We start from the raw sequence: 19137 nt of genomic DNA on the forward strand, positions 1-19137 counted from the left end.
GCGGCCACCAGGAGCCGGATCGCCGCCGCTCGTCCCCCGACCCGGTGGCGCACGACCCGGGCTGGACGCTTCCCCGGCCGGCCATCACCCCGGCCGCCCCGGAGGCATGGTCGAACTGCGTACCACCAGCCGGGAGCCGACGCGGATGAGCCGGCCGACACCCTCCGGGCCGGGCTCGCCGTGGTCGGGGCGGCTGTCGATGCGGCGCAGGATCTGCTCCGCGGCGAGCTCGCCGAGGTCACGGGCGCCGTTGTCGACGACGGTGATCGGCGGGTGCCAGTACGGAAACCAGGGCGCCTCCTCGTGGCACACGAGAGAGAGCTGCTCCGGCACCCGGACGCCGAGCTGCACCAGGGCTCCGAGCGCCCCGAACGTCGCTTCGTGGTTGGCGCTGTACAACGCGGTGGGCCGGTCGTCCGCGGCCATCACCCGCATGACCGCCTCCGCGCCGAACGGCACGGTGTACGGGCCACGCGCGCAGAGGTCGGGTTCGGGTTCGAGTCCGGCGGCGGTCAGGGCGGCGGCGAATCCCGCGTAACGGTCGCGTCCGGAGTCGACGCCCGGCGGGCCGCCGATGAAGGCGATGCGCCGGTGTCCGAGGCCGAGCAGATGCTGGACGGCCAGTTCGGCGCCGTCCCGGTCGCCGGCCATCACGGAGTCCCCAGGGGTGCCGTCGGGTGTGCGCATCAGGTTGACCACGGGGATGCCGGCCGCGCTCACCTGCTGGACCGTCGCGGTGTTCTCACCGGTGCCCACGATGATCAGGCCGTCGACGCGGTGGTCCAACAGCATGTCCAGGTAACGGCGTTCGCGCACCGGATCGGAGTCGGTGACGCACAGCAGCACCTGGTAGCCGCACTCGTCCAACCGCTGCTGGAGCACCCCGGTGATGGTGTGGAAGGAGGCGTTCACCAGGTTGGTGATCACCAGCCCTATGAGGTTGCTGCGCCGCGTACGCAGTCCGCTGGCGATCCGGTTCGGGCGGTAGCCGAGGCGTTCCGCCGCGGACTGCACCGCGCGCTTCGTCCGGTCACTGACCCGACTCGACCCGCTCAGCACCCTCGAGGCCGTGCTCTTGGAGACCCCTGCCGCCTCGGCCACCTGGTCCAAGGTGACGGCCACCGGCCCACCCCCGATCATGAAATCGATCCCACACAGCCCTTCGTGCACGCCGAGCCGTGATCGCCATCATGGCAGATCCCGTGAAGTCGGTGGCGTAAACAATGCGTTTCACGAGCAGTTTCCAGCCAAAACGACATTGACCTCCACCCCGATCCGCTGCCACCGTGCTGTGCAATCGATCCCACGGAGTACGCAGTGACCCCTTCGACCGCTTCGGGTGCCGTCCCCTGGCGCGGCTACTGGCCGGCCGCGCCCACCCCCTTCGCCGCCGACGGCTCTCTCGACGAGGACGCCTGGCGCGCACTCCTCGGGCTGTACGCCGACCACGGCGTCCACGGGGTCCTGGTGAACGGCACGACCGGCGAGTGGTTCACCCAGACCCCCGAGGAACGCCGCCGGGTGGCCGAGATCGCGGTCACCGAACTCTCCGGACAGCTACCGGTGGTGATCGGCTGCGGCGCGTACACCGCGGCCGAGTCCGCACGGTACGGCGCACACGCCCGCTCGATCGGCGCGGACGGCATCCTCACCACCCCGCCGCCCTACGTCCATCCGAGCCAGGACGAGATCCACGCCTTCTACGCCGCCCTCGCCGGGGCGGTCGACCTGCCGCTCATGGTCTACAACTGGCCGCGCGGCACCGCCGTCGACATCACGGTCGACACCCTGGTCAGGCTGGCCGAACTCGACACCGTGGTGGCCGTCAAGGACAGCTCCGGCGACGAGCTGAAGGTCGCGGACACCTGCGCCGCCCTGGCCGGGAAGGTCCAGGTCTTCGGCCGCTTCATCCACCGCCGGGGCATGGCCGTCATGGCCGAGTTCGGCGGCGCGGGCAACATCGACGGCGGCGGCCTCGGCGCCCCCTTCGCCGTCCCCTTCTACGAGGCCTACTGGGCCGGTGACCTCGACCGGGCCCGGGAATGGTCCGCACGCTACGAACGGCTTGTGAACCTGCTCGTCAACGACGACTACAGCTCACGGTTCGCCTCACCCACCTCGCAGCTCAAAGCCGCCATGCGGCTGCTCGGGCAGCCCGGGGGGCACGTACGCCCCCCGCTGCTCCCCCTGGAGGACCCGTCCGCGCTGCTCGGCCTGTCCGAGGCGCTCGACGAGGCCGGGCTGCACCCCTGTTCCACCAGCACCGGAAAAAGGTGAACCGACCGTGCGCAGACTTCTCATCGCGGCCTCCTCCGCCGCCCTGCTTCTGACCGTGGCGGCCTGCGGCAGCGAGGACTCGTCCTCGTCGTCCGCCGCCGCGTCCCCGACCGGCTGCACGCCCAAAGTGGGCAAGGCGGACCTGGTCAAGGCGGGCACGCTGACGATCTCGACCAACGCGACCCTGCCGCCCATGCAGTACCTGGACGCCTCCAACAAGATCGTCGGCATGCGGGTGGACCTCGGCAACGAGATAGCCAAACTCCTCTGTCTCACCCCGAAGTTCGTCAACATCCCCTTCGACGCGCAGATCCCCGGCGTGCAGTCCGGACGCTGGGACATGATCGACACCGGCATGTTCTACACACCGGAGCGCGCCGAGACCGTCAAGCTCGTCCCGTACGAGATCCAGGGCGTCTCCGTCTCCGTCGCCAAGGGCAACCCGAAGAAGATCACCTCCGAGGACGACCTGTCCGGCAAGACCATCGCCGTGGAAGCCCCGGGCTACGAGTTCGACACCCTCACCGCGCTCAACAAGGAACTGAAGGCCGCCGGGAAGCCGCAGATCAGCGTCCGCACCTTCACGACCACCGCCGACGCCTACCAGGCACTGTCCGCGGGCCAGGTCGAGGGCGTGGCCATCGTCGAGTCGGTCACGAGCTACTACCAGAAGGACGGCCGCTTCGAGACGGCGGTCAAGGGCATGAACCCCGCCCCGCTCGCCCTCGGCTTCGGCAAGCAGAAGCCCGCCGACGCGGTCGCGGACGCGCTCAACACCCTGCGCGACAACGGCTACTTGGCCACGTTGTTCAAGAAGTACGGCGTCACGGCCTACACCGGCGACCTCAAGGTGACCACCGGCGCGATCAGCGCGAAGTAACCAGCGAAGGGCGAGAGCCATGTGGTCCTGGGATGCCTTCTTCTCCTTCCTCAGCAATCCCCAGCTCATTCAGGGAGCCTGGACGACGATCTGGCTGACCACGGTCAGCATGGCGCTCGCCCTTCCGCTCGCCGTGCTCGTGGCCCTGGGCAGAGCGTCCCGCATCGCACCGGTCCGGGCGGTCACCGGCTTCTACGTGTGGCTGATGCGCGGCACCCCCCTGCTGGTCCAACTGGTCATCATCTACACCGGGTTGCCCCAGCTGGGCCTGCGCCTCGGCGTGATCAGCGCGGCCCTGACCGGCCTGGTCCTCAACGAGGCGGCGTACCTCTCGGAGATCGTCCGCGCCGGGGTCCTCTCGGTCCCGCGCGGTCAGTCCGAGGCGGCCCGCGCGCTGGGCATGCCGCCCTGGAAGGTGTTCCGGGTGGTGGTCATGCCGCAGGCGCTGCGGGTGATGGTCCCGCCGCTCGGCAACAGCTTCAACGGCCTGCTCAAGACGACCACGCTCGTCTCGGTGATCTCCGTCGAAGAGCTGCTGCGCCGCACCCAGTTCGCCGTCCAGACCAACTTCCGGGTCCTGGAGGGCCTCACCGCGGCGGCCCTGTACTACCTGGCGATGACCACCCTGTGGGGACTGGTCCAGCGGTGGCTGGAGGTCCGGGTCGGCCGCGGCCACGAGAGCAGGCCGACCAGCGGCCGCCGCATGAAGAGCGCGGTCCTCGAATTGGAGACCCGATGAACATCGAGACGGTCGTCGAAGCGCGCCAGGTCCGCAAGTCGTACGGCGGAGTCGAGGTCCTCAAGGGCATCGACCTGACGGTCCGGCAGGGCGAGGTCGTCCTCGTCCTGGGTCCGTCGGGCGGCGGCAAGAGCACCTTCCTGCGCACCCTGAACCACCTGGAGACCCCGGACTCGGGCACCGTCAGCATCTGCGGCGAGCGGATCGGCTACGGCGAGAAGGGCGCCCTGAGGGAACGGCGGATCGCCGTCCAGCGGCGGCGTACCGGCATGGTGTTCCAGCAGTTCAACCTGTTCCCGAACATGACCGCGCTGGACAACGTGGCATCCGGTCCGGTGCATGTGAACGGCGTGTCCAAGGCCGAAGCACGCGCCGCCGCCCGCGAGTTGCTGGCGATGGTGGGCCTGGCCGACAAGACCGGCTCCTACCCTTCCCAGCTCTCCGGCGGCCAGCAGCAGCGGGTGGCCATCGCCCGCGCCCTGGCCATGCGCCCGGAACTGCTGCTCTTCGACGAACCCACCTCGGCGCTCGACCCGGAGATGGTCGGCGAGGTCCTCGACGTCATGGTCCGGCTCCGCGAGGAGGGTATGACCATGATCGTCGTCAGCCATGAGATGGGCTTCGCCCGAGCGGCGGCCGACCGGGTGGTGTTCATCGCCGACGGCCTGGTGGTGGAGGACAAGTCCCCGGACCTCTTCTTCTCCGCGCCGGAACACGAACGCACCCGCCAGTTCCTGGAGCGGATTCTTTGAACCCCCCACCCCCCTTGAGCCCTGTGAGCACAGCCATGAGCACCAGCCCCCTGCCGGAGACGGTCACCGTGACCATCGACGGCATCCCCAGCCAGGCCTGGGCGGGCCAGTCCGTGACCGCCGCCCTGGTCACGGCCGGCATCTGGCCGCTGCGCCGCAACCCGGTCGACGGCCGGCTGCGCGGCCCGTTCTGCGGAATGGGCGTCTGCCTGGAGTGCGAGGTGACCCTCAACGGCCGCCCCGGCTCCCGCAGTTGCACCGCGCACGTCACCGACGGCATGGACATCCGCACCCACACCGAGCCCCTGCCGACGGTCGCACATGGCTGACGTCATGGCGGAGTCGGAGACGGACGTCGCGGTGATCGGCGGCGGGCCCGCCGGACTGCACGCGGCGCTGGTCCTGGCTCGGGGCGGGCTGAGCGTCGTACTGCTCGACGAGTCCGACACCCTCGGCGGCCAGTACTACAAGCGCCGGGCCGAGCAACTCGCCGCCGCCTTCGGCGACTTCCGCCCGCGCGGCACCGAACTGATCCGCCAGGTGCGGGCCGCCGGGGTCGTCTGCCGCACCGGCACCCTGGTCTGGGGCGCCGAGGACGCCGGCCGCACCCTGTTCACCTCCGACGTCCACACGGGCGCCCTCGGACGCCTGAGCACCCGGGCCACACTCGCCGCCACGGGCGCGTACGAACGCTCCCTGCCCTTCCCCGGCTGGACGCTGCCGGGCGTGGTCACCCCCGGGTTCGCCCTGCACCTGGCCACCATGGACCGGGTTCCCGTGGGCAGCCGGGTCGTGCTGGCCGGGACCGGCCCGTTCCTGCTCCCGGTCGCCTGCGCGCTGCTGGAGGTGGGCGCCCGGATCGAGGCGCTGATCGAGCTGAACCACCCTTACCGTCCCCGGGCCTCGGTGATCGGCGGCGCGCTGCGGCAGCCGGCACGGCTCGCGGAAGCCGCCCGCTATCTGCTGACCCTCGCCCGCCACGGCGTCCGCGTCGAGCAGGGCTCCCGCGTACTGGCGGCATACGGCGACACCCAGGTCACCGCCGTGGACATCGGCCACGAGGACGGCAGCGTACGGCGGTTGGAGACCGACGCCCTGTGCGTGGGCTTCGGCTTCCGCCCCAGCACCGAACTCCCCCGGCTCCTTGGCTGCCGAACCGAGCCGGACCCGACGGGCACGGAACAGCTCCCGGTCGTGGACGCGGACGGTGCGACCTCGGTGGACGGCTTGTACGTCGCCGGGGACTGTGCCGGTATCGCGGGAGTGCACGCGGCGGGCGTACGAGGACAGCTCGCCGCCCACGCGATCCTGCGCCGCTTGGCACCCGGACGCGCGCCCGTGCGGGTGGCCGGCCTCCGTCGCCGGGCCCGCGCCCTGGACCGTTTCGCGGCACTGGCCGACCGCCTCTACCCCATGCCGGCCACGGCCGACATCCCCGACGCCACCCAGGTCTGCCGCTGCGAGAGCGTCAGCGCAGGCGAGATCCGGCAGGCCGCCGCGACCGGCTGGAACGACCTGCACGGCACCAAGGCCGCCACCCGCGCCGGCATGGGCCCCTGTCAGGGACGCGAATGCGGCCACATCGTCGCGGCGTTGGCCGGGCGGGGCGAGGCGGAGTGCTTCGCGGCCCGTATGCCGATACGGCCGCTGCCCATGGCCGCGACGGTCGAAGGGCAGGACGTCCGGTGACCCAGCCCGACGTCGTCGTGGTCGGCGCCGGCATCCTCGGCGCCAGTGCCGCCTTCCACCTCGCCGAACGCGGCCACCGGGTCGTGGTCCTGGAGCGCGGCGCACCCAACCGCGAAGGCTCCGGCACCACCGCGGGCAACCTCCACATCCAGGCCATCCACACCCGCCGCCCGGGCCAGGAGGTCCCCGTCGACAGCGCCCGTCTGCTGCCCCTCCAGCGCCGGGCGTCCGACCACTGGTCGCAGATCGAGGAACGGCTCGGCGCGGACGTGGAGCTGCGGCGCGGCGGCGGCTTCATGGTCGCCGAAACCGCCGTACAGGAAGAGGAGTTGAGGGAGAAGCACGAGTGGGAGCGGCGGGCCGGCATCCCCACCGAGGTGCTCACCGGTGACGAGGCCCGCAAGCAACTGCCGCTGCTCTCGGACCGTGTACGCGCCGCCAGTTGGTGCCCGCTCGACGGCTACGCCAACCCGCTCCTGATCACCCCCGCCTATCTGACCGCCGCCCGCCGCCTCGGCGCCGAACTGCACGCCTTCACCCCGGTGACCGGCATCCGGCGGGTCGGCGACGACTACAAGGTGCGCTCGGGCGACCGGAGTTGGACGGCACCCGTGGTCGTCAACACGGCCGGACCGTGGATCACCGAGATCTCCGCGCTGGCCGGAATCCACATCCGTATGTCACCGGTCGCGATCCAGATGCACGTGACCGTGCGGGTCCCGCCGGTCATGCATCACCTGGTCCAGCACATCGGCGAGGGCATGTCGGTCAAGCAGGTCAGCGCCGGCAACCTGCTGATCGGCGGCGGCTGGCCGGCCGCCGAGCTGGACATGGCGGGCCGCAGCACCGTCAGCGTGCCCAGCATGGCCGGCAACCTCGCCCAGGCCGGTCGGATCCTGCCGTTCCTCGGCGACCTGCGGCTGCTGCGCATGTGGGCCGGCCCGCTGGCCGCGACCCCGGACGAGATGCCGGTGATCGGCGAGGTCCCCGGCCACCCCGGTTTCTTCGTCGCGGGCGGCACCTACGCGTTCACCCTCGCCCCGGTGTGGGGCGACACGCTGTGCCGCCAGATCGCCGGGGAGCCCCCGGCCGACCCGGTGGACGACCTGGGCCCCGGCCGTCTGCTGCACGACGCCGCCACCACTCCCGTATCGCCCTGAAAGGCACTCACTCATGACCTTGAAGATGTTCGTCAACGGCCAGGCGATGTCCGGAGGCACCCTCAACCACGCACTGCAGGACGCCCGCCTGCTCGGCCCCGCTCGCACGGCGCCCGCCTACCGCTTCTTCTCCGTACGCGACGAGTTCCCCGGCCTGCACCCGGTCACGGAGGGCGGCGCCGCGATCAACGGCGAGGTGTACGAGGTCAGTTACGAGGTGCTGCGCGAGCGGCTGCTGCCCGAGGAGCCCGCGGAACTCGAACTGGGCGTGATCGCCCTGGCGGACGGCTCGGGCTCCTTCTCGATGCGCATGCGCGCCTCCGCACTGACGGCCCCCGGCGTCGTCGACATCACCGCCCACGGCGGCTGGCACGCCTACCTCGCCACGCTCTGACCCGTCGTCCCACTCGCTGGAGGTCCGCCATGTCCCACCCCTCATCGATCGAACCCGTCGACCTCGTCGTCCGAGGCGGCACCGTGGTCAACGCCGACTGGCAGGGCGCCGCGGACGTCCTGGTCGGCGGCGGCAAGGTCCTGGGGGTGGTGGAACCGGGCGCGTACCGTTCCGCGCAGCCGCCCGGCATCACCGAGATCGACGCCTCCGGACGCCTCGTACTGCCCGGCGGTGTGGACCCGCACTGCCATGTCGGCTTCACCTCGGGGGACTTCACCTCCCTCGACGACTACCGGCAGGCGACCACGGCGGCCGTCTTCGGCGGTACGACCACGATCGTGGACTTCGCCATCCCGCGCCCCGGCGAGAACCCGGCCGACGTCGCCGCGGCCCAACGCGCCAAGGCAGCACAGGGGTTGTGCGACAGCGCACTGCACGGGTGCGTGGTCGAGTGGGACGACACCGTGCCGGAACAGCTGCGGTCGCTGGCCTCCGACGGCATCGTCACGGTGAAGATGTTCACCACCTACCGCGGCGAGACCATGGCCGACGAGAAGACCATCCTCAACGTGATGACCACGCTGCGGGACCTCGGCGGCATGGTCGTCATCCACTGCGAGGCCGACCACATCATCTCCGACGTGCAGGAACGCGGTGAAGCAGCCGGCGCGATCAGCGCCTGCCACCACGCCGGCACCAGGCCGGAACTGGCCGAGAACGCCTCGGTCGCCGAGATCCTCGCCATCGCCGAATCGGTCGCGGCCCCCGTGTACTTCGTGCACCAGTCCACGCCCGAGGCCGTCGACCTGGTGGCGCGCGCCCGCAGCCGGGGGGTGCGTGCCTTCACCGAGACCGTCGCCCACCATCTCGTCCTGGACGACACCGCGTACGCGGGCCCGCACCCGGAGCGGTTCGTGTGCTGCCCTCCCCTGCGCGGCGCCGACACGGTCACCGGGCTGCGCTCCCGAGTGCTGATGGGCCAGGTGGCCACGATCGGCAGCGACCACTGCTGCTACGACACGGCCCAGAAGGAGTCGGTGAGCCACGACGTACGGGCGATGCCCAACGGTCTGCCGGGAGTGGAGACCCGCATGCCGGTGATCTTCAGCGAGCTGGTGGTCAAGGGCGGCCTGCCGGCGGGCCGCTTCGTCGAGTTGATGTGCGCCAACCCGGCCCGGCTCAACGGCCTGTACCCCCGCAAGGGAGTCATCGCGCCCGGCTCGGACGCGGACCTCGCGATCTGGGACCCCACGGGCACCCGGACCGTCCGCAGCTCGGGCCTGCACATGGCCACGGACTACACGCCGTACGAGGGCATGCCGGTCACCGGCTGGCCGGAGACCGTCGTGGTGGGCGGCCGTCCCGTCGTCGAGGCGGGCCGGCTGACGGACACCGAACCCCGGGGCCGCCACCTGCGCTCCGGCCCCTTGAGCCGGTCCCTGGTCTGCTGATCCTGCAGGTCCCCTCGACGCGGCCAACGGCGCGACAGCCGGCTGGTCGAGTCCGCGCCGGGCCGGTTCACGCTCGTGGTGGGCGTGCCCGGGCCGGACGGCGGGCCATGAGCAGGAGCTTCGACCGGCGCCACGGGAGCCGCAGTCGGATCAGCGGCTGCTTCCAGGAGAGTTCGCCCTGCCCATGGGCATCCCCTCCTGGTCCGGCCGTCCCGGCCAGGACGGGGAGCGCCCACCAGCAACGGGCGTCCGCCAGTAGAACCAGTCCGCCAACCGGCTGACCTCCGCGGCACGTCACGGATAGCCCTCCGAGACAGTTGGGACAATCCGCCCATGACGTCCCCTGCAGGCACTACTGAGAGTTCGGCAACAGCGCGACTCGTTCTGCTGACACTCGCTGCCGGTCAGTTCCTGATGGCGCTCGACAGCTCTGTCATGAACGTCTCGATCGCGACGGTGGCCGAGGACGTGGGCACGACGGTGACGGGTGTCCAGGGAGCCATCACGGCCTACACCCTGGTCATGGCGATGCTCATGATCCCCGGCGGCAAAACAGGGGCACTGATCGGCCGCAAACGCGCCTTCATGATCGGCTGCGGCATCTACGGCTGCGGCTCTCTGACCACAGCGCTCGCGCCGAACCTGCCGGTGCTGCTGTTCGGCTGGTCGTTCCTCGAGGGAGTCGGAGCGGCGCTCATCCTGCCCGCGATCGTGGCACTCGTCGCCGGCAACTTCACCGTTGAACGCCGTCCCGCCGCCTACGGACTCGTCGCGGCTGCAGGGGCCGTGGCCATCGCGCTCGGACCGCTCATCGGGGGCGTCGCGACAACGTACTTCTCCTGGCGCTGGGTCTTCGCCGGCGAGGTCCTGGTGGTGCTGGGCATCCTGGTGCTCGCCCGCCGCATCACCGATGCCGCGAGCGACGAACGCCCGCGCATCGATCTCGTCGGCACGATGCTGTCCGCTCTGGGGCTGGGGGTCTTCGTCTACGGCGTACTGCGTTCCGGCGAATGGGGCTGGTTCCGGCCGAAGCCCGACGCGCCTTCGTGGCTCGGCATCTCACTTGTCGTGTGGCTGATGCTGGCAGGTCTGCTTCTGATCTGGCTCTTCCTTCGCTGGGAGGCCCGCCTCGTGGAACGGGGCAGGGAGCCGCTCGTCGACCCGGCCATGCTGCACAACAAGCAGCTCACCGGCGGGCTGACGATGTTCTTCTTCCAGTACCTCGTGCAAATGGGCGTGTTCTTCGTCGTACCGCTCTATCTGTCGGTCGCCCTGGGGCTGTCCGCGCTGTCGACCGGTGCCCGCATCCTGCCACTCTCACTGACGCTGCTGGCGGCCGCGATCCTGATCCCGCGGTTTCTCCCGAACGTCTCGCCGCGGCGGGTGGTGCGGCTCGGGATCCTCGCATTGTTCGCAGGTGCGGTGGCCCTGATGGCCGCGCTCGACGTGGACGCCGACGCGGCCATCGTCACCGTCCCCCTCCTGCTGATCGGGCTCGGCATGGGAGCGTTGGCGTCCCAGCTCGGTTCTGTCACCGTGTCCGCGGTACCGAAGACACAGAGCGCAGATGTCGGCGGCGTGCAGAACGCCGTGACCAACCTCGGCGCATCGATGGGTACGGCACTCGCCGGGTCGATCCTGATCGCCACACTCACGACGTCGTTCCTGACCAGCGTGGACCAGAATCCGGCCGTCCCGGCCGACGTCAAGAGCCAGGCTGCCGTCGAGCTCCAGAGCGGCGCGCCCTTCCTGTCGGACGCCCAGCTCAAGGCCGCCCTCGCCAAAGCGGGCACGAGCACCGAGGTGACTCAGGCGGCACTCGACGCGAACGCCGACGCCAGGATCGACGGTCTGCGGGCCGCACTCGCCATCCTCGCCCTCACCGCTCTCCTCGCGCTGTTCTTCACCCACAGGATCCCGAAGACCCAGCCCCGTTCGACGGAGTCCTAGCCGCCGACGGCAGGACGGCGGCGAACACCACCCAGCCGCCGACACCGCTCCCGAGCGGGCCCTGGTCGCATGACTGGCCAGCGGGTGTCGCCCGGTCCGGCGACTCGATGAGGGGCCGCAGGAAATCACGCCCTCGGTCATCGTGTACGTCGGTCCCGGCGCGAATGGCGATGGGGGTACGCGGTACGGCGCCCCCCCACGCCGGCCCATGTGGTTCCTGGCTGGTGAGCCCACGCCGCGAAGACGGGCGGGGTGGAGGCGGCGGTTCCGTCACGGGGCCGTCCCGTCGCTGGGAACGCTGATGGCCGAGATGCCTGCTGGTGCGGAGTGTGGAACGGTGGGAGAGGGGCTGAGAGCCCGGTCCGGCGCAGGTGCTCCACAGGGCCGCTCCGCCCAGGAGGTGGCGTCATGGCTGACCAGGTCAGCGGGAGCCTTCCTGAAGAACGGGCAGCGCGGGGACGGGCCGCCCGGGCGGACGCGCCGCGCTCCGCCCACGCGGAGTACCAGCCCTCGGCGAAACGACCGGACCCGGTGGACATCATCGAGGCGCAATCTGCCGCCCGGCTGCCGGAACTCGTGCCCATCCGCTACGGCCGGATGCTGGAGTCCCCCTTCCGCTTCTACCGGGGTGCCGCCGGCATCATGGCCGGTGACCTGGCCGACACCCCCCGTTCGGGAATCACCGCGCAGCTGTGCGGGGACGCGCATCTGCTGAACTTCCGGCTGCTCGCCTCGCCCGAGCGACAGCTGATGTTCGACATCAACGACTTCGACGAGACCCTGCCCGGCCCCTGGGAGTGGGACGTCAAGAGGCTGGCCGCGAGCCTGGCCATCGCCGGACGCGAGAACGGCTACACGGATGCGGAGCGGGCCTCCGTCGTACGCGCCGCCGTACGGTCCTACCGCGAGCGGATGCGCGGCTTCGCCGGCCAGGGCAACCTCGCTGTCTGGTACACGCAGGTCGGCATGGACGTGCTGCAGGCGCTGGCGGACCGGAAGCTGGGCGCGCGGGCCCGCGCGCGTACCCGGCGGGCCATGGCCAAGGCCCGCGGCCGCGACAGCCTCCAGGCCTTCGCGAAGCTCACGCAGGTGGTCGACGGGCGGCGCAGGATCACCCCCGACCCGCCCCTGATCGTGCCGATCCAGGACCTGCTGCCGGGCGCCGAACGCGACGCCGTGGAGGAACAGCTGCGCGAGCTGATCGAGCGGTACGGCCACAGCCTGCAGTCCGACCGGCGCCATCTGCTGCGGCAGTACCGGGTCGTCGACATGGCCCGCAAGGTCGTCGGGGTCGGCAGCGTCGGCACCCGCTGCTGGATCATCCTGCTGCTCGGCAGGGACGACGAGGACCCGCTGCTGCTGCAGGCCAAGGAAGCCGACCCGTCGGTGCTGGCCCCGTACGCCGGGACGAGCGCCTACGACAACCAGGGCCAACGGGTCGTCGCCGGGCAGCGCCTCATGCAGGCCACCAGCGACATCTTCCTGGGCTGGGAACGCGTCATCGGCATGGACGGACGCCAACGCGACTTCTACGTCCGCCAGTTGAGGGACTGGAAAGGCATCGCCGAACCTCAGCTCATGGTCCCCAAGGACATGCGTGCCTTCGGTGAAGTCTGCGGCGCCACCCTCGCCCGCGCCCACGCCCGCTCCGGAGACCGCATCGCCATCGCCGCCTACCTCGGCGCCGGCGATGCCTTCGACCGCGCACTCACGATCTTCGCCGAACGCTACGCAGACCAGAACGAACGCGATCACCAAGCCCTCACCGACGCCGTGCACACCGGCCGAGTCGCCGCCCAGAGCGCATAGGACCCACCGAGGGCCGGAGACGACTGTCGCGCCGCACGGCACGGCAAGGCAGGAGGACGACCATGAGCGACAACCTGTATCTGGCGTACGACTATCCGCTGCTGGGCGCGTTCTGGACGATGATGTGGATCTTCCTCTGGATCCTGTGGATCATCCTGCTGTTCCGCGTCATCGGCGATGTCTTCCGCGACGACTCGCTGAGCGGGTGGGGGAAGACGGGATGGACCTTCTTCGTGCTCATCACGCCGTTCCTCGGAATCTTCGTGTACCTGATCGCCCGGGGCCGTGACATGGGCAGGCGCGAACAGCAGGCCGCCAGGGCACGGCAGGAGGCGCTCGACGCGTACCTCCGGCAGACCGTCGAAAGCACGGGCACGGTCGGCCACGCGGACGAGCTGGCCAAGCTCTCCGAGCTGAAGAGCAAGGGCGACCTCACCGAGGCGGAGTTCCAGCACGCCAAGGAGAAGGTCCTGACGTCCTGAAGGACGCCCTGCCACCACTCCCACGTGCCCCATCCCTTGGCCCGGGACGAGGGCGACGTCGGGGTTTGACCTGACGTGATCGAAGAGCCCGGCCCATGGCCCCGTCAGGACCCGGAAAGCTCCGTCCTCCCACAGAAACCACACGGGGCGCACCGTCGGGCCATTGGTCGCGATGCGCGCGGGCCGTACACCATGATGGGCCCGTGGACTTCGAGCCGTACCGGGGCGAGTTGGTGGCGTACTGCTACCGGATGCTCGGTGCGTTCGATGAGGCCGAGGACGTGGTGCAGGAGACGATGCTGCGCGCGTGGAGGGCCCGCGATCGGTACGACGGCACGCGGGCGTCCGTGCGGACCTGGCTGTACCGGATCGCGACCAACGCGTGCCTGACGGCGCTGGAGGGGCGCGGGCGGCGGCCGTTGCCGTCCGGGCTGGGCGCGCCGAGCGATGATCCCGGGGCACCGCTCATGCCGGCGCTCGACATTCCCTGGCTGCAGCCGTTTCCCGACGCGCGGTTCGACGTGGGGATGCGGGCCGACCTGCGGCTCGCGTGGGTGGCGGCGATGCAGGTCCTGCCGCCGCGGCAGCGGGCCGTGCTCGTGCTCCGCGAGGTACTGGAGTTCAGCGCCGCCGAGGTCGCCACGCAGCTCGGGACCACGGTCGCGGCGGTCAACAGCGCGCTGCAGCGGGCCCGCGCCGCCCTCGCGGACGTGGGGGACGTGGTCGAGGTCGCCGAGCCGGACGATCCCGAGGTACACGCGGTGATCCAGCGCTACATGCGGGCGTTCGAGGCGGCCGACGTCCCCGCGCTCGTGCGGCTCCTCACCGACGAGGCAGTCCTGGAAATGCCGCCGGTTCCGCTGTGGTATCAGGGCAGCGGCGACTACGGCCTGTTCATGCACCGCGTGTTCGAGATGCGCGGGACGGGCTGGGGCGTACAGCACCTGACCGCCAACGGACAGCCCGCGCTCGCCGCGTACGCGCCGGAGCACGGCGGCGGGCATCGGCTGCACACGCTCCAGGTCCTCACGGTCACCGGTGGCAAGGTCGCGCACAACGTCGTATTCGCCGACCCCCGCGTGTTCGCGGCATTTGACCTGCCCGAACAGATTTCTTCCGACGAGTTTCCCCGGGCGCGATGAGTCGAGCCGATGCCGCCGGTAGGTACGGGTGAGCATCGATCGAAGGGACACCGGACGTGAGCGTCATCGTCATTGAGTTCATCACCCTGGACGGAATCGTGTCCGACCCGGACGGGTCCGGCGGCACACCGACCGGCGGCTGGGCGTTCCGGCATGGGCGCGAGACGGTCGCCGGGGACAAGTTCCAGCTCGGGGGCACCCTGGACAACGGCGTCATGCTGCTGGGACGTACGACCTGGCAGTTGTTCTCGCGGCTCTGGCCGGGACGCGACGACCCGTTCGCCGCGCGGATGAACGCCGTGCCGAAGCTGGTCGCCTCCCACACCCTGACCAGCACCTCGGCGTGGCAGAACTCGCAGATCGTCGACGGCGACCTCGTCGACGCCGTCAAGCGTGAGCGGCGCGATGTGATCGTCACCGGCAGCGTGAGCGTCGTACGCACGTTGATGGCCAAGGACCTGATCGACGAGTACCGGCTCCTGATCTTCCCCACGATCCTCGGTACCGGCGAGCGGCTCCTTCCCGCCGGCAGGCCGCCCGCGTACCTGGAATGCCTGTCGGCCGAAGAAGCCGGCGCCGCCGTCCTCGCGCGGTACGGGAGGGCGGCACGATGACGGGTTCGCTTCGGCCTCAGGACCGCTGAGCAAGGACGGGATGCGGCCGCCGGACACCCACGGTCCTGTTGGCTCCCGGTACCTCGGCTGTGCTGCGACAGGGCCTTGTGGTGAGGCCATCCTGAGGCGTTCAGACCGGGTATGCCGGGTCGACCTGCCCTTGTCTTTGGCGGTCTGTCCCTGTCCTTGCGTCCCGAACGCGTCCCGAATTCGCCTCATGGAGGCTCCGCCCCGATGTTCGGGGCGGAGCCTCATTGGCCGTCAGGTCCCTGTGTACTCGCCACGTCCCTCACGGCGGCAGGTCGATGACACCGGAGGGCCGCATGTCAGAGGTGCGCAGTACATCAGCGACTTCTCGCGTCGCACCGTCACCGGGCCGTCATGTCGCCCTGTCCTTGCGCCGCCAGGAGCGGTTCCCGATGGATTCCGCCGGGGTCCAGATCCCACGCCTCGACGGTGAAGCCGCCGGCGCCGGGCCCTGTGCTGTGGGCCTGGAGCCGCCATGGCCCGTCGCCGATCGGATAGAACCTGAGGGTGAGGACCTGCCCGGTAGCGAGATAGATCTCGGCGATCGAGCCATCCACGATGACGCGGAGTTCGACGGGCGCCCCGGGGACCTTCGCAGCAGGGCAGGGCAGGCTGTACGCGCCTGCTCGTGCCCGTACGTCCAGAGATGCGTGGCCGCGGTCGACGGTGAGCCGACCGGCGGCGGGGTCGAGGCTGATGTCCAGGTACTCGGTGCCGTCCGCGGAGGTGACCAGACGCAGGCCGGTCGTACCGGCGGGGTCAGGGGTCAGGGTGGCGGTGAGGTCGAAGCTGCGGCTGACCGGACCCAGTTCAGTCGGCCCGGATCGGGTGACGTTTCCGGTGCGGTGCAGGACGCGTTCGCCGCGCAGAGCGAGCAGTTCGCGGGCGGGGCGCTGGCTGACCGTGCCGTCGTCGGCCAGGGTCAGTTCGCGCGGGAGGGTGAGGGCGCCTGCCCAACCGGCTTCGTGTGCCCAGGAGTCGTCGCGCGCCTCCCACGCCCAGCCCCACAGCAGCCACCGGTCTTCTCCAGGGGCCCTGAGCAGGGCAGGGGCGTAGAAGTCCGGGCCGTGGTCCAGCGGTACCGGGGCCGCGGTAGCCGGGAAGCGGCCCTCTTCCTCACGGCCGGTGTGGACCGTCACGTGGCTTGGGCCGCCCTGCGGGGTCCAGTCGCTGACGATCAGGACCCCGCGGTCACCGAAGGTCGCATACTGAGGGCACTCCCATCCGACCGGATCGCCCGTGGCGGCGAGGCCGCCGGCGTGGAAGGGACCGCGATAGACCCAGTTCTCCAGGTTGTCGGACTCATAGAGCAGTGCCGCTCCACGGCCGTCGGCGAGGGCCGAGCCGACCAGCATCCGCCAGCGGCCGTCCTGCTGCCAGACGTAGGGATCCCGGTACATGGTGGTGTCGGCGGGCGGTTGCGGGATGAGCAGCTCCGGCCGCTTCGTCCAGCTGTGTCCGCCGTCGTACGACTCGGCGGTGGTGACCGGCTGCCACCAGCGGCCGGTGCGGTTGGCGGAGTAGAAGGCCAGCAGTCGGCCGTCGACGGAGATGGCGTTGCCGGAGAAGCAGCCGTCGGCGTCGTCGCCGCCGGGGGTGGGAGCGAGGGCGACCGGGAGCTGTTCCCAGGTGATCAGGTCGGGGCTGCGGAAATGGCCCCAGTGCATGTTCGCGTGCTGCGGGCCGTGCGGGTTGTACTGGAAGAACACGTGGTAGTGGCCCTCGTGGAAGACCAGGCCGTTGGGATCGTTGATCCAGTTGCGGGGCGGGCGCAGGTGTACGGCCGGCAGGTGGGGGTCGGCGGGCGGCGTGGCCACACGGAGCCTTTCGAAGGGTGCGCGGGACGCACAGGGGTGGCAGAGAAGAGCGGGTGTGGGGGTCAGCCCTTGACGCCGCTGGAGGCGATGCTGCTGACGAAGGCCCGCTGGAAGGCCACGAACAGCGCGAGTACCGGCACGGTGATCATCGACGAGTAGGCCATGATCTCGCCCCAGGAGGGGTTGGTCTGGACGAAGTAGTCGATGCCGATCATGACCGGCCGCAGGTCCTCGCTCTGGACGACCATCAGCGGCCACAGGTAGGCGTTCCACATCGGCAGGAAGGCCAGGATGGCCACCGTGGCGATCGCCGGACCGGACAGCGGCATGACGATGCGTCGGTAGATGCCGAACCAGCTCGCCCCGTCGAGGACGGCCGCTTCGTCGAGTTCCTTGGGGATGCTCTGGAAGTACTGGTGGAAGAGGAAGATGAACATGGCGTTGGCGACGAACGGCAGGATCTGGACCTGGTAGGTGTCCAGCCAGCCTTCGGTCACGATGAGCCGGCCGCCGTCCAGTTGCAGCCAGGGCAGTTTGTTGACCCACCAGACCATGGGCAGGGCGAAGGTCTCGAACGGCACGATCAGCGTCGCGATCACGGCGGTGAGGACGATTTTCTTGCCGCGCCACCGCATCCGGGACAGGGCGAACGCCGCGAGGCTGTTGATGAAGATGCTCAGTGCCACGGTGATGGCGGAGATCCCGATGGAGTTGAGCAGGAAACGGACGGCGGGCACCCGGTCGAAGACACCGGTGTAGTTGTCCAGGGAGAGATGGCCGACGGGCAGGAACGCCTTGATGCCGTCCAGGTCGCCGAAGATCTGCTGGTCGGGCTTGAACGACGACACCAGCATGAAGACGATCGGGAACGAGAAGAACAGCGCGAGCGCGATGCGCGCCGCCTGGAGTCCGATCCGGCGCGGCGACGGCCTCCGGCGGCGGCCCGGGTGCGCGGGCGCTGGGGCGGGAGCAGGCGATACGGAGGTCATGTCAGTCCTTCTCCCGGGTGAGGAAACGCTGGACGAGAGAGACGGCCAGCACCAGAACGAAGAAGACGAGGGAGATCGCGGACGCGTATCCGGTCTGCTGCTGGCTGTATCCGGTCCGCACGGCCTGGTAGACGACCGTGCTGGTGGAGTCCAGGGGCCCGCCTTGCGTCATCACGCTGATCTGGGTGAACAGGGCGAACGCGTTGATGGTGATGGTGATGAGCACGAAGGTGCGGGTGGCACTGAGGCCGGGCCAGGTCACGTGCCAGAAGCGCGTCCAGCGGGTGGCCCCGTCGATGTCGGCTGCCTCGTACAGGTCCTGCGGGATGGTCTGCAGTCCGGCCAGCCAGATGATCATGTGGAAGCCGACGCCCTGCCAGACGGACATGACGATGATGGCAGGCATGGCCGTGGACGGGTTGTTCAGCCAGTCCGGTCCCTGCACGAGGCCGAGGGTGAGGTGGGAGATGAGCTCGTTGATCAGCCCGGTCTTCTGGTACAGGAGCGTCCACAGGATGGAGACCACGACCATCGAGGTGACGACCGGGAGGAAGTAGACGGTGCGGAAGAAGTTGACGCCTTTGACCTTGGCGTTGACGAGCAGGGCGAGCACCAGCGCCAGGCCGCCCTGCAGCGGGACGACGACAACCGCGAAGTAGAAGGTGTTCCGCAGCGACTTGTAGAACAGCGGGTCGTCCAGCAGGACGCGGAAGTTCTGCACTCCCGTGAACTGGGCCGGGGTCGGGGACACCAGGCGGGCGTTGGTGAACGCCAGCGCGAAGGCCAGCACCACGGGGATGACGATGAACATCACCAGCAGGAAGACGGCGGGGCTGACCATGCCGAGTGCGGCGAGGCTCTCCCTGCGCCGCGCGCGCCGCTGCGTTGCACGTCGGGTCGGGGGGACGTCGGCGGCAGCGCCGGGTCGGGTGGACATTGACGACATTGTTGTAGCCATGGGACAT

The 19137-nt window shown here is 70.2% G+C and carries 18 protein-coding genes and 1 pseudogene; 14 read left to right on the top strand and 5 right to left on the bottom strand.

Going from position 1 to position 19137, the window contains the following annotated elements; translation table 11 throughout:
* Positions 1-84: 84 nt before the first annotated feature.
* Positions 85-1122, bottom strand: a complete 1038-nt coding sequence (locus IG08_RS0124610; protein ID WP_030606199.1) for a LacI family DNA-binding transcriptional regulator — start codon at positions 1120-1122, stop codon at positions 85-87.
* 195 nt (positions 1123-1317) lie between these two features.
* On the opposite strand from IG08_RS0124610, the gene IG08_RS0124615 reads away from it, so the two are divergent.
* From IG08_RS0124615 to IG08_RS0124670, 12 genes are all read left to right on the top strand, one after another.
* Complete coding sequence (locus tag IG08_RS0124615) at positions 1318-2277, top strand: dihydrodipicolinate synthase family protein (protein ID WP_030606201.1); 960 nt, start codon at positions 1318-1320, stop codon at positions 2275-2277.
* Between the two features lie 7 nt (positions 2278-2284).
* A complete protein-coding gene (locus IG08_RS0124620; protein ID WP_030606203.1) occupies positions 2285-3157 on the top strand; it encodes an ABC transporter substrate-binding protein in 873 nt (290 codons plus the stop codon).
* Positions 3158-3176: 19 nt separating this feature from the next.
* Entirely contained in the window at positions 3177-3896 is a 720-nt protein-coding gene (locus tag IG08_RS0124625) for an amino acid ABC transporter permease (RefSeq protein ID WP_043455053.1), read from the top strand.
* 2 nt (positions 3897-3898) lie between these two features.
* Positions 3899-4648, top strand: a complete 750-nt coding sequence (locus tag IG08_RS0124630; protein ID WP_275937272.1) for an amino acid ABC transporter ATP-binding protein — start codon at positions 3899-3901, stop codon at positions 4646-4648.
* Between the two features lie 35 nt (positions 4649-4683).
* The gene (locus IG08_RS54435; RefSeq protein WP_106981018.1) at positions 4684-4977 is read left to right on the top strand and encodes a (2Fe-2S)-binding protein; all 294 of its coding nucleotides are present in this window, start codon (positions 4684-4686) and stop codon (positions 4975-4977) included.
* Positions 4970-6337: an FAD-dependent oxidoreductase gene (locus tag IG08_RS0124640; protein ID WP_052424865.1), complete on the top strand. Its 1368-nt coding sequence runs from the start codon at positions 4970-4972 to the stop codon at positions 6335-6337. Before IG08_RS54435 ends, IG08_RS0124640 begins: the two co-directional genes overlap by 8 nt.
* Positions 6334-7497, top strand: coding sequence for an NAD(P)/FAD-dependent oxidoreductase (locus IG08_RS0124645; RefSeq protein ID WP_030606213.1), 1164 nt, complete (start codon positions 6334-6336; stop codon positions 7495-7497). The genes IG08_RS0124640 and IG08_RS0124645 overlap by 4 nt, the downstream gene beginning before the upstream one ends.
* Positions 7498-7510: 13 nt before the next feature.
* On the top strand, positions 7511-7891 hold the full coding sequence (locus tag IG08_RS0124650) for an allophanate hydrolase-related protein (protein ID WP_030606214.1): 381 nt from the start codon (positions 7511-7513) through the stop codon (positions 7889-7891).
* A 29-nt stretch (positions 7892-7920) separates the two neighbouring features.
* The gene (hydA, locus tag IG08_RS0124655) at positions 7921-9342 is read left to right on the top strand and encodes a dihydropyrimidinase (RefSeq protein ID WP_030606216.1); all 1422 of its coding nucleotides are present in this window, start codon (positions 7921-7923) and stop codon (positions 9340-9342) included.
* Between the two features lie 333 nt (positions 9343-9675).
* Positions 9676-11292: an MFS transporter gene (locus IG08_RS0124660; protein ID WP_030606218.1), complete on the top strand. Its 1617-nt coding sequence runs from the start codon at positions 9676-9678 to the stop codon at positions 11290-11292.
* Positions 11293-11700: 408 nt separating this feature from the next.
* Positions 11701-13101, top strand: a complete 1401-nt coding sequence (locus IG08_RS0124665) for a DUF2252 domain-containing protein (RefSeq protein WP_030606220.1) — start codon at positions 11701-11703, stop codon at positions 13099-13101.
* A 62-nt stretch (positions 13102-13163) separates the two neighbouring features.
* A complete protein-coding gene (locus IG08_RS0124670) occupies positions 13164-13583 on the top strand; it encodes an SHOCT domain-containing protein (RefSeq protein WP_030606223.1) in 420 nt (139 codons plus the stop codon).
* Positions 13584-13628: 45 nt separating this feature from the next.
* Here IG08_RS0124670 and IG08_RS61530 read toward each other — a convergent pair.
* Positions 13629-13757 (bottom strand): annotated as a pseudogene (locus IG08_RS61530) (pyridoxamine 5'-phosphate oxidase family protein); the annotation flags it as partial.
* A 29-nt stretch (positions 13758-13786) separates the two neighbouring features.
* Between IG08_RS61530 and IG08_RS0124675 the strand changes: the two are divergent.
* Together IG08_RS0124675 and IG08_RS0124680 are read left to right on the top strand one after the other, a co-directional pair.
* Positions 13787-14725: a sigma-70 family RNA polymerase sigma factor gene (locus tag IG08_RS0124675; RefSeq protein WP_030606224.1), complete on the top strand. Its 939-nt coding sequence runs from the start codon at positions 13787-13789 to the stop codon at positions 14723-14725.
* 56 nt (positions 14726-14781) lie between these two features.
* A complete protein-coding gene (locus IG08_RS0124680; RefSeq protein WP_030606226.1) occupies positions 14782-15339 on the top strand; it encodes a dihydrofolate reductase family protein in 558 nt (185 codons plus the stop codon).
* 368 nt (positions 15340-15707) lie between these two features.
* On the opposite strand, the gene IG08_RS54440 is transcribed toward IG08_RS0124680, so the two are convergent.
* The 3 genes from IG08_RS54440 to IG08_RS0124695 all read right to left on the bottom strand — a co-directional run bounded on the left by IG08_RS54440 (position 15708) and on the right by IG08_RS0124695 (position 19109).
* The gene (locus IG08_RS54440; protein WP_052424866.1) at positions 15708-17183 is read right to left on the bottom strand and encodes a glycoside hydrolase family 32 protein; all 1476 of its coding nucleotides are present in this window, start codon (positions 17181-17183) and stop codon (positions 15708-15710) included.
* A gap of 62 nt (positions 17184-17245) precedes the next feature.
* A complete protein-coding gene (locus IG08_RS0124690) occupies positions 17246-18172 on the bottom strand; it encodes a carbohydrate ABC transporter permease (RefSeq protein WP_078655726.1) in 927 nt (308 codons plus the stop codon).
* Between the two features lies 1 nt (position 18173).
* Positions 18174-19109: a carbohydrate ABC transporter permease gene (locus tag IG08_RS0124695; RefSeq protein ID WP_030606232.1), complete on the bottom strand. Its 936-nt coding sequence runs from the start codon at positions 19107-19109 to the stop codon at positions 18174-18176.
* Positions 19110-19137: the final 28 nt, after the last annotated feature.

Origin of the sequence: Streptomyces fulvoviolaceus (assembly GCF_000718165.1) — a bacterium.
In the GTDB taxonomy this organism is placed as follows: domain Bacteria; phylum Actinomycetota; class Actinomycetes; order Streptomycetales; family Streptomycetaceae; genus Streptomyces; species Streptomyces fulvoviolaceus.